We start from the raw sequence: 15,080 nt of genomic DNA, 5'->3' as shown, positions 1-15,080 counted from the left end.
CTGCCCTCCAAAGCCCACAGAACCCTATATGTCCTTTTCTGGAGGCCCCTGGCGATGGAACAGTGGAATATCTGGCTTAACCGCGATATCTGGCTCAACGTGGCGATCGTGCTGGTCGCCACGGCGCTGATCTACAGCGTGCTGCGGGCCGTGGTCGGCGCACTGCACAAGCGGTTGACGGCCTGGTCGAAGGATCAGGATGGCAGTTGGCAGCATTTCGTCGCCGTGGTGATCGGCCGCACCAGCCGGTTGTTGCTGCTGGCTTTTTCCCTGCTGCTGGCGTTGCGTTTGCCGGATCTGCCCGACAGTTGGCAGAGCGCGTTGAGCCACACCTGGTTCGTCGCGCTGGCCTTGCAGGTGGCGCTATGGGTCGATAGCGGCGTGCGCCTGTGGTCGCGCAGCCTGGTGATGGGCAAGAGCGGCGCCAACTACAACCCGGTGATGACCACCATCATGAGCATCATGATCCTGATCGTGGTGTGGTCGGTGATGCTGCTGTCGATCCTGGCCAACCTCGGCGTGGATATCACCGCGCTGGTGGCCAGCCTGGGTGTGGGCGGTATCGCCGTGGCGCTGGCGGTGCAGACGGTGCTCAGCGATGTGTTCGCCTCGCTGTCCATCGGTGTCGACAAGCCCTTCGAGATCGGCGACTTCGTGGTGTTCGGCGAGGTGGCCGGCACCATCGAGCATATCGGTCTGAAGACCACACGTATCCGCAGCCTCAGCGGCGAGCAGGTGGTCTGCGCCAACGCCGATCTGCTGCGCCAGGTGGTGCACAACTACAAACGCATGGACACCCGGCGCATCGTCTTCAAGTTCGGCATCAGCTATGACACCCCCAGCGACAAGGTGCGCCAGGTGTCGGAGAAGGTCGGCGATATCATCCGCGCCACACCCAAGACCCGTTTCGACCGCGCGCACTTCCTCGGCTTCGACGAAAGCCAGTTGACCTTCGAGGTGGTGTATATCGTGCTGACTTCGGACTACAACCAGTACATGGACATCCAGCAGGAGATCAACCTGCAACTGCTCGATGCCCTGCGCGAACTGGACGTGCGCTTCGCCCTGCCGCGCCGCGACCTGCGCCTGGTGGGTGAGAGAACGCCGGTGCTCAAGGTCGCCGGCCTGCCGCAACAGGTGGAGGCCGAAGGCGGCGAGCAGGATCAGCGTCTGCCGAGGTTCAGTTAGCCCCTGACTCGCGCGCTTTGCGCAACAAAGCTGCGACTGCATGCGGTATATCTGCGCATGGCACAACGACAGGGTGGGCGCACAGCAGACTCCACCCATGCGATCCGCTCTATGGCTGGTGCCATGCCAGCGCGACAGCCCGTGCGGCGTTAGCTCAGGCCAGCCTTGCGCCTCTAGCGCTACTGCAAGGCAAGGATGCCCGCCAAATCCCCGTAAAATATCCAGAACAGCCTGTTTCAAGACGCCCTGCCAACGCATTGCTTATCAGACGCTTAGTGATTTTGCCGAGGCTCGCCTGTCGCTTTTTTACGTCATGCACGCTGTATATGTTTGACATATTTTACGGCTTTGGCAGACTGCTGGCCCGTTGCGGCAGGTGGCCGCGAACCCGGCATGGTGAGCGCCTGCGGGGTATCGCTCGCCAATTGTGACGCGCCATGAAAACAACAATTCTGTCTGTCCAGGCGGCCTAGCGGGCATTGCCCACGCCGGACGACGGGCGAGCCACTGGTATTCATCCAATGCTGATCTGGTTTGTTGCGATCTACCTGCTGTTCACCGTCGGTGTCGGCGTCTATGCATCCACTCGCGTCAAGAACTCCAAGGATTTCGCCGCTGGCGGCAGGAGCATGTCCTTCCCACTGGTCGCAGCCATGGTGTTTGCCACCTGGTTCGGCTCGGAGGCGGTGCTGGGCATCCCGGCCACCTTCATCGAGGAAGGTTTCGCCGGCATCATCGAGGACCCGTTCGGCTCCTTCGGCTGCCTGATGCTGGTGGGTCTGATCTTCGCCCGGCCGCTGTACCGCATGAACCTGCTGACCATCGGCGACTTCTTCCGCAAGCGCTACGGCCCGCACGTGGAGATCTTCACCAGCCTGGTAATCATCGGCTCCTATCTGGGCTGGGTAGCGGCGCAGCTGACTGCGCTGGGTGTGGTGTTCAACGTGCTCTCCGACGGCTCGATCACCACCACTCAGGGCATGCTGATCGGCACCGCCATCGTGCTGCTCTATACCCTGTTCGGCGGCATGTGGTCGGTGGCGCTGACCGACTTCATGCAGATGATCATCATCGTCGCCGGCCTGGGTTACCTGACCTGGCTGATCGGCGACATGGCCGGCGGCGCCGACGTGGTGATCAGCCACGCCGCAGCCGAGGGCAAGTTCACCTTCATGCATGCCTTCGAGCCACGGGATATCGTCGCCTTCATCGCTGCGGCGGTGACGCTGATGCTCGGCTCCATCCCGCAGCAGGATGTGTACGCACGGGTGATGTCGGCCAAGACCGAGAACATCGCCGCGCGTGCCTCGATGGCCGGCGCGGTGTTCTACCTGTCGTTCTGCATGCTGCCGATCTTCCTCACCTACGCGGCCTCGCTGATCGATCCGGCGATGGTGCAGAAGTGGCTGGCCGAGGACGCGCAGATGATCCTGCCGCACCTGATCATGGAACGCACGCCCCTGTTCGCCCAGGTGATGTTCTTCGGTGCGCTGCTGTCGGCGATCATGTCCACCGCCTCGGGCACGTTGCTCGCGCCGTCGGTGACCTTTACCGAGAACATCCTGAAGAACTTCGTGCCAGTGATGAGCGACCGCCAGTTCCTGCTGGCCATGCGCGTGAGCGTGGTGGTCATGACCATCGCGACTTCGGTATTCGCCCTGCACTCCACGGCGAGCATCTACGAGATGGTCGGTAACGCCTACAAGGTGACGCTGGTAGCCGCCGTGGTACCGCTGTTCGCCGGTCTGTTCTGGAAACGTGCGACCACTCAGGGCGCGCTATTCGCCATCATCCTCGGCCTGTCGAGTTGGGTCGCCCTGGAGCTGACCTACCAGGAAAGCGACTTCTGGCCGCCGCAACTGGCCGGCCTGTTGATCAGCCTGGCGGGCATGCTGATCGGCTCGCTGCTGCCACAGTTCAGCCGTCATCGCGGCGAAAGCGTGCAAGCCATCACCGCCTCGGCCAACGCCTGAGTACAGGCGCCCTTCTCCTTCGAGAAGGGCGCTTTGCCATCATATAAGCCATTGAAAAACCTGAATTTTCCTGCTTCACAAGCGCGGCGGTGACGGCTACTCTGCCGCCCCATGATTCGACCTCTACTGCCCCTGCTCTGCTGTTTCACAGCCCTGTCCCTGCATGCTGCACCCGCCACCTTCGCCGAGGCCAAGCGCCTGGCCTGGCCGCTGTATGCCAAGCAATCCACCGAGTTCTATTGCGGCTGCAAGTACAGCGGCAATCGGGTCGACCTGCGCTCCTGTGGCTACACGCCACGCAAGAACGCCAACCGTGCCCAGCGCATCGAGTGGGAACACATCGTCCCGGCCTGGGTGATCGGCCATCAGCGCCAGTGCTGGCAGAAAGGTGGCCGCAAGAACTGCTCGGCCAACGATACGCAGTTCCGCAAGGCCGAGGCCGACCTGCACAACCTGGTGCCGAGCATCGGCGAGGTGAACGGCGACCGCAGCAACTACAGCTTCGCCTGGCTGCCACAGAAGCCGCACCAATACGGCCAGTGCCAGACGGTGGTGGACTTCAAGGCGCGCAAGGTGATGCCACGCCCGACCATCCGCGGGATGATCGCACGCACCTATTTCTACATGTCCGATCGCTACAAGCTGCGCCTGTCGAAGCAGGATCGCCGGCTCTACGAGGCCTGGAGCAAGGCCTACCCGGTCGAGCCCTGGGAGCGCCAGCGCAACCAGCAGGTGGCCTGCGTGATGGGTTGGGGCAATCCGTACGTGGGTAAGGTGGATATGAGCCGGTGCACGCGGGGGCGTGGATAAGTAGGGTGCGCCGTGCGCACCGAGCAAAACGGTAATTGCAGGAATTGGCCAGCGATCATGGGTCGCGGCTAAAGCCCCTCCCACAGCCTAGATGCAGGTAGCGGGCCTGGTGTTCGCCGGCAACCGTGGGGCGGTGCGCACGGCGCACCCTACGAAGAGCTCGTCAACCGCTGCAGCTCGCGGCGCACCATGTTGGCGAACTCCGGCGGGCTGAGCTGGTACAGCTCCTGCGCCACCCAGGGTAACCAACTCCCCTGCAACTCGGCCTTGCGCGCCAGCAGGCGCTGCGCCTCGGCTTCGGCGCGGGCCTGGTGTTCGCGATGGTAGTCGGCACGGCTCGGTTTTTCTGTGCTCACGATGTTGCCCTTTTCCTCATGCCGAGCAGAGCAGGCATAATCGCCGCCTGTTCGCCCATTTCGACCATCCTCAATGCGCATCCACGTCAGCTTCATCGACCGCGTCGGCATCACCCAGGAAGTCCTGGCGCTGCTCGGCGGGCGCAATCTGAACCTCGATGCGGTGGAGATGGTACCGCCAAACGTCTATATCGACGCACCGACCCTGAGCGCCGAGGTTCTAGAGGAACTGCGCGGCGCGCTGCTGCAGGTGCATGGCGTGCAGAGCGTGGAGGTGGTGGACATTCTGCCAGGCCAGCGCCGCCGTCTGCAGCTCGATGCCCTGCTCGCCGCCATGCCCGACCCGGTGCTGGCGGTGGATGACCGCGCCACAGTGCTGCTGGCCAACCCGGCGTTGATCGACCTCTACGGCCGCGCTCCCGAGGGCCTGAGCATCGCCGCGCTGTTCGCCGATGAGCCGTTGCAGCAATCGCTGCTCAAAGCCGGCTTCCACCAGCCGCTGCGTGAGGTGCATTTCACCGGCCAGCCGCTGCTGCTCGATGCCCAACCGATTACCGAGGACGGTCGCCTCACCGGCGGCCTGCTCACCCTCTATGCACCGAGCCGCATGGGCCAGCGCCTGGCCGCGCTGCATCATGACCATGCCGAGGGCTTCGACTCGCTGCTCGGCGAGTCGGCACCGATTCGTGCGCTCAAGGCCCGCGCCCTGCGCGTGGCGTCGCTCGATGCGCCACTGTTGATCCACGGCGAAACCGGCACCGGCAAGGAACTGGTGGCACGCGCCTGCCATACCGTCAGCGTGCGCCGCAATGCACCCTTCCTGGCGCTGAACTGCGCCGCCCTGCCGGAGAACCTGGCCGAGAGCGAGCTGTTCGGCTATGCCCCCGGCGCCTTTACCGGCGCCCAGCGCGGCGGCAAGCCGGGGCTGCTGGAGCTGGCCAACCAGGGCACGGTGTTCCTCGATGAGATCGGCGAGATGTCGCCCTACCTGCAGGCCAAGCTGCTGCGTTTCTTGAGCGATGGCAGCTTCCGCCGCGTGGGTGGCGACCGCGAGGTGAAGGTGGACGTGCGCATCCTCAGCGCCACCCACCGCAATCTGGAACAGATGGTGGCCGAAGGCAGCTTCCGCGAGGATCTGTTCTATCGCCTCAACGTGCTCAACCTGGAAGTGCCGCCACTGCGCGAGCGCGGCCAGGACATCCTGCTGCTGGCCCAACACTTCATGGCTCAAGCCTGCGCGCAAATCCAGCGCCTGCCCTGCCGCCTGGCGCCGACCACCTTTCCGGCGCTGCTGGCCGGGCGCTGGCCGGGCAACGTGCGCCAGTTGCAGAACGTGATCTTCCGCGCCGCCGCCATCTGCGACAGCAACTGGGTAGAGATGGACGATCTGGATATCGCCGTGACCGAGGTGGCGCCACGGGTCGAGGGCGAAATCGGCAGCCTGGAGCAGGCCATGGACGAGTACGAGAAGGCGCTGCTGGAAAAGCTCTATGCCAGCCACCCCTCCAGCCGCCTGCTCGCCGCCCGCCTCGGCACCTCGCACACCGCCATCGCCAAGCGCCTGCGCAAGTACGGCATCGGCAAGGTGTAGCAACGCTCGTTTGCGTGGGCTTAGCCCCCCGGTACAGCCATAGGGCGGCGGTGCAACATGCAGAATCGCCCGGTGGGTTACACGGCGCATCACCACCGAGTCGTCAGCACGCTCGCCGCCAGCGCCGCTAACCCACCCTACATGCCATGACGAACCCGTAGTCCGGATGAAATCCGGGGTGCCTGCACGATCCTCCCGGATTGCATCCGGGCTACAAGCCAGGCGGGACAAGGCCTGCCACCCTTCCGTAGCTAAATCGTTCCACTGTAATGATTACGTAACGACGCGGGCAAAGCCCGATTCCCGCAGGTGCGACCTCGACTTTGCTAAAAACGACGCATCGTTTTGGAACGATATCGTTCCGGCATGATTTTGGTAGTCACACTTAAAACAGTTAAGTCATTGATTTTATTGAATTTAATGTCGATGGCACCAAGCTTGCTCTAGACCCGGCAATTCGACCCGCCTGTTGCGGGTTACCCGTTGCCTGCCGCAGAAGCAGGCCACCTTTGCCCCTTGAGGAGTTCACATGAGCGAGTTGCGTTTCACCGCCGATCACGAATGGCTGCGTCTGGACAACGATGGTCTAGTGACCGTCGGCATCACCCATTACGCCCAGGACGCACTCGGCGACGTGGTGTACGTACAACTACCGGAAGTGAAGGCCTACGCCCAGGGCGAGGAAGTGGCCGTGCTGGAGTCGGTGAAGGCCGCCAGCAACATCGTCATGCCGCTGGATGGCGAGATCGTCGAGGTCAACGCCGACCTGGAAGGCAGCCCGGAGCTGGTCAACGAGTCGCCGCTGGACAAGGCCTGGTTCTTCCGCATGCGCCTGGCCGACAACGCCGTGCTCGCCGACCTGCTGGACAAGGCTGGCTATGATCGTCTGTTGAATGCCAACGCCTGAGTGACCGCCATGACCCAGCTCGATACCCAGAACGAATTCATCGCCCGCCACATAGGCCCGCGCGAGGCCGACACCGCCGCCATGCTCGAACTGCTCGGCTACGACTCGGTGGACGCCCTGACCAATGCGGTGATCCCCGAGAGCATCAAGGGCACCAGCATCCTCGACGCGCAACCGGGCCTGTCGGAAGCCGACGCCCTGGCCAAGATCAAGGCCATCGCCGCGAAGAACCAGCAGTTCAAGAACTACATCGGCCAGGGTTACTACGGCACCCACACGCCGAGCCCGATCCTGCGCAACCTGCTGGAAAACCCGGCCTGGTACACCGCCTACACCCCGTACCAACCGGAGATTTCCCAGGGCCGCCTGGAAGCGCTGCTGAACTTCCAGACCCTGATCAGCGACCTCACCGGCATGCAGATCGCCAACGCATCGCTGCTGGATGAAGCTACCGCTGCCGCCGAGGCCATGACCTTCTGCAAGCGTCTGTCGAAGAACAAGGCCAGCAACACCTTCTTCGCCTCCCAGCACTGTCACCCGCAGACCCTCGACGTACTGCGCACCCGTGCCGAGCCGCTGGGCATCGAAGTGGAAGTGGGCGACGAAGCGGCCATCAGCGACGCCAGCGCCTACTTCGGCGCGCTGCTGCAGTATCCGGCGAGCAACGGTGACATCTTCGACTACCGCGCCCTGGTGGAGCGTTTCCACGCCGCCAATGCCCTGGTGGCCGTGGCAGCCGACCTGCTGGCCCTGACCCTGCTCACCCCGCCGGGCGAGTTCGGTGCCGACGTCGCCCTGGGCAGCGCCCAGCGCTTCGGTGTGCCGCTGGGCTTCGGTGGCCCGCACGCCGCCTACTTCGCCACCCGCGACGCGTTCAAGCGCGACATGCCGGGCCGCCTGGTGGGCATGTCGGTGGACCGTTTCGGCAAGCCGGCCCTGCGCCTGGCCATGCAGACCCGCGAGCAGCACATCCGCCGCGAGAAGGCCACCAGTAACATCTGTACCGCCCAGGTGCTGCTGGCCAATATCGCCAGCATGTACGCCGTGTACCACGGCCCGAAAGGCCTGACCGCCATCGCGCAGCGCGTGCACAGCTTCACCGCCATCCTCGCCCTGGGCCTGACCAAGCTGGGCCACAGCGTCGAGCAGCAGCACTTCTTCGACACCCTGAGCATCAAGACCGGCGCCAAGACCGCCGAGCTGCATGCCAAGGCCCGTGCTGCCGGCATCAACCTGCGCGAGATCGACGCCGAGCGTCTGGGTCTGTCGCTGGACGAAACCACCGACCAGGCCGCCGTCGAGGCGCTGCTGAACCTGTTTGCCGCTGACCAGGCCGCACCTGCCGTCGCCGACCTGGCAGCACAGATCGCCAGCCGCCTGCCGCAAGGTCTGCTGCGCCAATCGGCGATCCTGCAGCACGAAGTGTTCAACCGCTACCACAGCGAAACCGAGCTGATGCGCTACCTGCGCAAGCTGGCGGACAAGGACCTGGCTCTGGATCGCAGCATGATCCCGCTGGGCTCCTGCACCATGAAGCTCAACGCCGCCAGCGAGATGATCCCGGTGACCTGGCCGGAATTCGGCAACCTGCACCCCTTCGCTCCGGTCGAGCAGGCCGTCGGCTACACCCAGCTGACCACTGAGCTGGAAGCCATGCTCTGCGCCGCCACCGGCTACGACGCCGTGTCGCTGCAGCCCAACGCCGGCTCCCAGGGCGAGTACGCCGGCCTGCTGGCCATCCGCGCCTACCACCAGAGCCGTGGCGACAATCAGCGCGACATCTGCCTGATTCCGCAATCGGCCCACGGCACCAACCCGGCGACCGCCTCCATGGCCGGTATGCGCGTGGTGGTCACCGCCTGTGACGCCCGCGGCAACGTCGACATCGCCGATCTCAAGGCCAAGGCCGAAGAGCACAAGGATCGCCTGGCCGCGATCATGATCACCTACCCGTCCACCCACGGTGTGTTCGAGGAAGGCATCCGCGAGATCTGCGAGATCATCCACGCCAACGGCGGCCAGGTTTACATCGACGGCGCCAACATGAACGCCATGGTCGGCCTCTGCGCGCCGGGCCAGTTCGGCGGCGACGTCTCCCACCTGAACCTGCACAAGACCTTCTGCATCCCGCACGGCGGCGGCGGCCCGGGCGTCGGCCCGATCGGCGTCAAGTCGCACCTGGCGCCCTTCCTGCCAGGCCATGCTCACATGGCACGCAAGGAAGGTGCAGTCAGCGCCGCGCCGTTCGGTAGCGCCAGCATCCTGCCGATCACCTGGATGTACATCAGCATGATGGGCGGCAACGGCCTCAAGCGCGCGTCGCAGATGGCCATCCTCAACGCCAACTACATTGCCCGTCGCCTGGAAGAGCACTACCCGGTGCTGTACTCCGGCGAAGGCGGCCTGGTGGCGCACGAGTGCATCCTCGACATCCGTCCGCTCAAGGACAGCAGCGGCATCAGCGTCGACGACGTGGCCAAGCGCCTGATCGACTTCGGCTTCCACGCCCCGACCATGTCCTTCCCGGTGGCCGGCACCCTGATGATCGAGCCGACCGAGAGCGAGTCCAAGGAAGAGCTGGATCGCTTCTGCGACGCCATGATCGCCATCCGCGAGGAAATCCGCGCGGTGGAGCAGGGCCGTCTGGACAAGGACGACAACCCGCTGAAGAACGCCCCGCACACTGCCCTGGAGCTGGTGGGCGAGTGGAACCACGCCTACAGCCGTGAACAGGCGGTGTACCCGCTGGCGAGCCTGATCGAGGCCAAGTACTGGCCGCCGGTTGGCCGCGTGGACAACGTCTACGGTGACCGCAACCTGGTCTGCGCCTGCCCGTCCATCGAGGCGTATCAGGACGCGTAAGGCGCTTGTCTCCCCTCTCCCGCTTGCGGGAGAGGGGCCGGGGGAGAGGGTTGCATCCGCCGCCCCCTCTCCCTAACCCTCTCCCCGAGGGGAGAGGGGACTGTTCAGCGTCCAGCCCGTAGCCCGGCTGCAATCCGGGCTACGACTCGCGAAACGCCCCGCGCCATCGCGCCGGGCCTTCTGAAGGAATTTCTCATGACCACCGAAACCCTCGCCAAGACGCCGCTGCACGCCCTGCACCTCGAACTCGGCGCACGCATGGTGCCGTTCGCCGGCTATGACATGCCCGTGCAGTACCCGCTGGGCGTGATGAAGGAACACCTGCACACCCGCGACGCTGCCGGCCTGTTCGACGTGTCGCACATGGGCCAGATCCTGCTGCGTGGCGAACACGCCGCGCGCGCCCTGGAAAGCCTGGTGCCGGTGGACATCATCGACCTGCCGGTGGGCACCCAGCGCTATGCCATGTTCACTGACGCCCAGGGCGGCATCCTCGACGACCTGATGGTGGCCAACCTGGGTGACGACACCCTGTATCTGGTGGTCAACGCCGCCTGCAAACATCAGGATCTGGCCCACCTGAACAAGCACATCGGCGAGCAATGCCAGATCGAGTGCCTGTTCGAGGAACGCGCCCTGCTCGCCCTGCAAGGGCCGAAAGCAGTCGACGTACTGGCCCGCCTGGCCCCGGAGGTGAGCAAGATGACCTTCATGCAGGTGGCTCGCGTGCGCCTGCTGGGTAGCGAATGCATCGTCAGCCGCAGCGGCTACACCGGCGAAGACGGCTTCGAGATTTCCGTCGCCGTCGACCAGGCCGAAACCCTGGCGCGCAGCCTGCTGGCCGAGGCGGAAGTCGAGGCCATCGGCCTGGGTGCGCGTGACTCGCTGCGCCTGGAAGCCGGCCTGTGCCTGTATGGCCACGACATGAGCAGCGCCACCTCGCCGATCGAAGCCAGCTTGCTGTGGGCCATCTCCAAGGTGCGCCGCGCAGATGGCGAACGCGCCGGCAACTTCCCCGGCGCTGAGCGCGTGTTCGAGCAACAGCAAAAAGGCGTAGCACGCAAGCGCGTCGGCCTACTGCCCCAGGAGCGCGTACCGGTACGTGAGGGCGCGGAAATCGTCGACGCCGACGGCACCGTGATCGGCCAGGTATGCAGCGGCGGCTTCGGCCCGAGCCTCGGCGCACCGGTGGCGATGGGTTACGTCAATGCCAGCCACACTGCCATCGACAGCGACGTCTGGGCCGTGGTGCGTGGCAAGCGCGTGCCGATGAAGGTGGCCAAGACGCCGTTCGTACCGCAGCGCTACTATCGCGGTTGATCCCCTTAGGGGCACCTCTAAAAACTACCTCCGTTGCCATCGCGGCGTTAAAAACAGGCTCAGAATGCTCATTTACAACACGTAAACTGCGCCTCTTCGCCTGTTTTTGCCTTGCGCTGACTGCCTCGCCTACGTTTTTAGAGGTGCCCGTAGCCCGGATGCAATCCAGGAGCTTTTCACGGTCTCCCTGGATGCATCCGGGCTACGTCTGTCTTCGACGGCCAGAGTGCATCCTGGGCTATTTGCGCACGCCCATGGGGCAGCGGCGCTACGCATAAAATTCACACAACCGTTCGTCAGTAAAAAAATTCTTTTAATAACAAGTAGTTAAACAAAGCAATCGCTGCACCCTGGCCTGCTTCGTGCTTGCCATCACTGGCATAGTTCCCTAGGGTAGTTCGCATGCGGTCTCTCATTGCCCCCATCAGCTCATTGCTGAGCGGCGTGGCTTTGCTCCTGCTCGGCAATGGTCTGCTCAATACCTTACTAACCCTGCGTGGCGTCGCCGAAGGCTACTCCACCACGATGCTCGGGCTGATCATGTCCGGGTACTTCGTCGGGTTCCTTCTCGGCACCTGGCTGGCGACTCCGCTGGTCAGACGCATCGGGCACATCCGTGCATTCGCCTGTTGCGCCGCCCTGGCGGCCATCGCCGCCCTGCTCCATCTGCTGCTGATCGATCCGTGGGTCTGGCTGCTGCTGCGTGTGCTCTACGGCCTGGCCCTGGTGACGCTGTACATGGTCATCGAGAGCTGGCTCAACGCCCAGGCGCCGAACGAGAAGCGCGGCCAGGTGTTCGCCCTGTACATGGCGGTCAACCTCGGCGCCCTGGCCCTGGCCCAGCAACTGCTGCACCTGGCCGACCCGGTGCAGTTCACCCTGTTCGTCATCGCCGCCATCCTCATCAGCGCGGCGCTGATGCCCATTACCCTGACCCGCCAGGCACAGCCGAGCCTGCCGGAAACACCTCCGTCCAACCTGCGCCAACTGTGGCACATCGCACCGCTGGCGATCATTGCAGCGGGCCTTGCCGGCCTGGCGATGGGCGGTTTCTGGGGCATGGCACCGGTGTACGCCAGCCTGGCCGGTTTCGATACGCCCGGCGTGGGCCTGCTGATGACTGCCACCATTCTCGGCGGCGCGCTGCTGCAATGGCCCATCGGCATCTATTCCGACAGCCACGACCGCCGTCAGGTGCTGTTCTGGATAGTGGTACTGGCGGTGGCCCTGGCGCTGGTCATGAGCCTGTTGCCGGCCGGCCCGCTGCTGCTCGGCGCCATCTTCCTCTGGGGCGGCCTGGCCTTCGCCATCTACCCCATCGCCGTGGCGCAACTGATCGACCAGTTGCGCAGCGACGAAATCCTCTCCGGCTCCGCCAGCCTGCTGATGGTCAACGGCATAGGCTCGGTGTGCGGCCCGCTGCTGGCCGGCGTGCTGATGGAACAACTGGGCGCCCGCGCGCTACCGCTGTACTTCGCCTGTACCCTCGGCCTGCTGGCTGCCTACACCCTTTACCGGCTGCGCCATGTCAGCGACCTGGTCAGCGGCGACGCCGCGCACTTCGTGCCCATGCTGCGTACCAGCCCCACGGTGCTGGAGCTGATGCCCGATGCGCCGACGCAAGAGCACGAACCGATGGAGGACAACCCGAACCCTGCGTCCTGAAGACGTGAACCGGCTGTTTCGGCAAGGCCCCGAGCCTACCCCAAGCAGCCAGAAACCCGGCCCATCGGCCGCTCACGCCTGAGCGAAGCCGTCCGGCCACTTCTGGAGAAACAACGATGCTATTAGCCACCGACCTGGATGGAACCTTTCTCGCCGGCGATCCCGAAGATCGCCTGAGCCTCTACCAGACCATCGCCGCCCACCCGGAGATCAAGCTCGCCTACGTCACCGGGCGCAGCCTGGAGGCGGTGCTACCGCTGCTGGCCGACCCGACCCTGCCGCAGCCGGACTACATCATCGCCGACGTCGGCGCGACCCTGGTACATGGCGACAGCCTGCACCCGATCCAGCCGCTGCAAAGCGCGGTGGATGCCCGCTGGCCTGGCGAAACCCAGGTGGCCAGCGCCATCGAAGCGTTCGGCCTGGAACGCCAGGACGTGCCGCAGGCGCGCCGCTGCTCCTACTTCTGCACGCCCGAACAGGCAGCCAACCCGGAATTGCGCAAGGTCGCCGACGAGCTGGGCTGTGACCTGCTCTACTCCGCCGAGCTGTACCTGGACTTTCTGCCCAAGGGGGTGAACAAGGGCAGCAGCCTGCAGGCCCTGGCCGACTGGCTGGAGCTGGATCACGACCAGGTGCTGGCGGCCGGCGATACGCTCAATGACCTGTCCATGCTCAGCGCCAGCTTCCACGGCGTGTGCGTCGGCCAGTCGGAAAGCGCGCTGCTGGAAGCCACGCGCAGCCACTCGCGCACCCTGCACGCCAATCGCCCAGGCTGTGGTGGCATCCTCGAAGCCTTCGCCCATTTCGGCTTCCTCGGCGAACACGGCATCGCCGCCGAACGGCGCCAGGCCGCGCAGCCGGGCAAGGCCGAACTGGTGATGGTCTACCACCGCCTGCCCTATGAGGAATACCGCAATGCCGCCGGCAAGCTGCAACGCCGCCGCCCCACCTCGCCCAACGGCATCATCCCCACCCTGCTGAGCTTCTTCGGTGACGGCCGCCCCGGCTCCTGGGTGGCCTGGGCCGTACACGAGGATGACGACGAGCCGTTCGACAGCCACACCACAGTGGACGCCGAGCGCTATCCCAAGCTCACCGCCGCGCGGGTCAAGCTGAGCAAGGAAGAAGTCGACATCTTCTACAAGCGCTTCTCCAAGGAAGCCTTCTGGCCGACCCTGCATACGTTCTGGGAACGCGCGATATTCAACGAGGACGACTGGCAGGTGTTCCTCAAGGTCAACCGCGCCTTTGCCGAACGCACGGCGCTGGAGGCCGCCGAAGGCGCCATCGTCTGGCTGCACGACTACAACCTGTGGATGGTGCCGGCCTACCTGCGCGAGCTGCGCCCGGATCTGCGCATCGCCTTCTTCCACCACACTTACTTCCCTTCGGCCGACGTGTTCAACGTGCTGCCCTGGCGCCGACAGATCGTCGGCAGCCTGCTGCAGTGCGACTACATCGGTTTTCATATTCCGCGTCAGGTGGAGAACTTCGTCGACGTCGCCCGTGGGGTGTTCCCGCTCAAGACCCTGGAGCGGCAGAGCTGCGCGCCGCGCTTCATCACCTACGGCTGCGCCGTGGGCCTGGAGCGCATGACCACCGCGCTGGACACCGGCACGCGTCAGGTCAGGCTCGGCGCTCACCCGGTGGGGCTGGACATCGAACGCGTGCGCAACGCCCTGGAGGCGCCGAAGATTCAGGAACTGATGGCGCAACTGCGCGAAGAGATGAAAGGCGTGAAGCTGATTCTCGCCGTGGAGCGCCTCGACTACACCAAGGGCATCCTGGAAAAGCTCAACGCCTACGAACGCCTGCTGGCCGACAACCCCGAGCTGATCGGCAAGGTCACCCTGGTCACCGTCTGCGTGCCGGCGGCCCGCGAGATGACCGTCTACGACGAGCTGCAGACGCAGATCGAACAGGCCGTGGGCCGGATCAACGGGCGCTTCGCCCGCATCGGCTGGACGCCGCTGCAGTTCTTCTTCCGCAGCCTGCCGTTCGAGGAGGTCAGCGCCTGGTACGCCATGGCCGACGTCATGTGGATTACCCCGCTGCGTGACGGCCTCAACCTGGTGGCCAAGGAGTTCGTCGCCGCCCAAGGCCTGCTCGGTGGGCGCGGCGTGCTGGTGCTGTCGGAATTCGCCGGCGCCGCGGCCGAGCTCAAGGGCGCCCTGCTGACCAACCCGCACGACCCAGCCGACCTGGCCCATACCTGCTACCTGGCGCTGAACCTGCCCAGGAGCGAGGCCCAGGCGCGTTTGCGCGAGTTGTTCGACATCGTCTGCTACAACGATATCCGCCGCTGGGGCGAGGACTTCCTCGCCGGCGTGGCGCCCTCCGAAGAGCAACCGTCGCTGACCCTGGTCAGCTAGGTTAGGGCAGGCGGTGCGCGCAGCGCACCCTAC

General features: G+C 64.8%; 10 protein-coding genes. 9 read left to right on the top strand and 1 reads right to left on the bottom strand.

Translation table 11 applies throughout. The features are described from left to right. Positions 1-54: 54 nt before the first annotated feature. The 3 genes from OU800_RS07080 to OU800_RS07070 all read left to right on the top strand — a co-directional run bounded on the left by OU800_RS07080 (position 55) and on the right by OU800_RS07070 (position 3,971). Positions 55-1,188: a mechanosensitive ion channel family protein gene (locus OU800_RS07080; protein WP_268182354.1), complete on the top strand. Its 1,134-nt coding sequence runs from the start codon at positions 55-57 to the stop codon at positions 1,186-1,188. A 521-nt stretch (positions 1,189-1,709) separates the two neighbouring features. Continuing rightward, entirely contained in the window at positions 1,710-3,161 is a 1,452-nt protein-coding gene (locus OU800_RS07075; RefSeq protein WP_268182353.1) for a sodium:solute symporter family protein, read from the top strand. 111 nt (positions 3,162-3,272) lie between these two features. Continuing rightward, positions 3,273-3,971, top strand: a complete 699-nt coding sequence (locus OU800_RS07070; RefSeq protein WP_268182351.1) for an endonuclease I family protein — start codon at positions 3,273-3,275, stop codon at positions 3,969-3,971. A 149-nt stretch (positions 3,972-4,120) separates the two neighbouring features. On the opposite strand, the gene OU800_RS07065 is transcribed toward OU800_RS07070, so the two are convergent. Continuing rightward, positions 4,121-4,327, bottom strand: coding sequence for a hypothetical protein (locus tag OU800_RS07065; RefSeq protein WP_268182349.1), 207 nt, complete (start codon positions 4,325-4,327; stop codon positions 4,121-4,123). Between the two features lie 73 nt (positions 4,328-4,400). Between OU800_RS07065 and OU800_RS07060 the strand changes: the two genes are divergently transcribed. From OU800_RS07060 to ggpS, 6 genes are all read left to right on the top strand, one after another. Next, positions 4,401-5,918: a sigma-54-dependent transcriptional regulator gene (locus OU800_RS07060; RefSeq protein ID WP_268182347.1), complete on the top strand. Its 1,518-nt coding sequence runs from the start codon at positions 4,401-4,403 to the stop codon at positions 5,916-5,918. Between the two features lie 529 nt (positions 5,919-6,447). After that, a complete protein-coding gene (gene gcvH, locus OU800_RS07055; protein WP_268182344.1) occupies positions 6,448-6,825 on the top strand; it encodes a glycine cleavage system protein GcvH in 378 nt (125 codons plus the stop codon). Between the two features lie 9 nt (positions 6,826-6,834). After that, positions 6,835-9,687 carry an aminomethyl-transferring glycine dehydrogenase gene (gene gcvP, locus OU800_RS07050; RefSeq protein ID WP_268182342.1) on the top strand — a complete coding sequence of 951 codons (2,853 nt, stop codon included), beginning with the start codon at positions 6,835-6,837 and terminating at the stop codon, positions 9,685-9,687. Positions 9,688-9,882: 195 nt separating this feature from the next. Continuing rightward, complete coding sequence (gcvT, locus tag OU800_RS07045) at positions 9,883-11,007, top strand: glycine cleavage system aminomethyltransferase GcvT (RefSeq protein ID WP_268182340.1); 1,125 nt, start codon at positions 9,883-9,885, stop codon at positions 11,005-11,007. Positions 11,008-11,409: 402 nt separating this feature from the next. Next, complete coding sequence (locus OU800_RS07040; protein ID WP_268182338.1) at positions 11,410-12,672, top strand: MFS transporter; 1,263 nt, start codon at positions 11,410-11,412, stop codon at positions 12,670-12,672. A gap of 116 nt (positions 12,673-12,788) precedes the next feature. Then, positions 12,789-15,047, top strand: coding sequence for a glucosylglycerol-phosphate synthase (ggpS, locus tag OU800_RS07035; protein ID WP_268182336.1), 2,259 nt, complete (start codon positions 12,789-12,791; stop codon positions 15,045-15,047). Positions 15,048-15,080 lie beyond the last annotated feature (33 nt).

It is taken from the genome of Pseudomonas sp. GOM7 (assembly GCF_026723825.1).
In the GTDB taxonomy this organism is placed as follows: Bacteria; Pseudomonadota; Gammaproteobacteria; order Pseudomonadales; family Pseudomonadaceae; genus Aquipseudomonas.
Note: the sequence above shows the minus strand (reverse complement) of the source record. Positions and strands in the feature narration are given on the sequence as shown.

Coding starts and splice junctions, on each gene's coding strand:
- OU800_RS07080 (WP_268182354.1), top strand. CDS start 55: ATGGAACAGTGGAATATCTGGCTTAACCGCGATATCTGGCTCAACGTG.
- OU800_RS07075 (WP_268182353.1), top strand. CDS start 1,710: ATGCTGATCTGGTTTGTTGCGATCTACCTGCTGTTCACCGTCGGTGTC.
- OU800_RS07070 (WP_268182351.1), top strand. CDS start 3,273: ATGATTCGACCTCTACTGCCCCTGCTCTGCTGTTTCACAGCCCTGTCC.
- OU800_RS07060 (WP_268182347.1), top strand. CDS start 4,401: ATGCGCATCCACGTCAGCTTCATCGACCGCGTCGGCATCACCCAGGAA.
- gcvH (WP_268182344.1), top strand. CDS start 6,448: ATGAGCGAGTTGCGTTTCACCGCCGATCACGAATGGCTGCGTCTGGAC.
- gcvP (WP_268182342.1), top strand. CDS start 6,835: ATGACCCAGCTCGATACCCAGAACGAATTCATCGCCCGCCACATAGGC.
- gcvT (WP_268182340.1), top strand. CDS start 9,883: ATGACCACCGAAACCCTCGCCAAGACGCCGCTGCACGCCCTGCACCTC.
- OU800_RS07040 (WP_268182338.1), top strand. CDS start 11,410: ATGCGGTCTCTCATTGCCCCCATCAGCTCATTGCTGAGCGGCGTGGCT.
- ggpS (WP_268182336.1), top strand. CDS start 12,789: ATGCTATTAGCCACCGACCTGGATGGAACCTTTCTCGCCGGCGATCCC.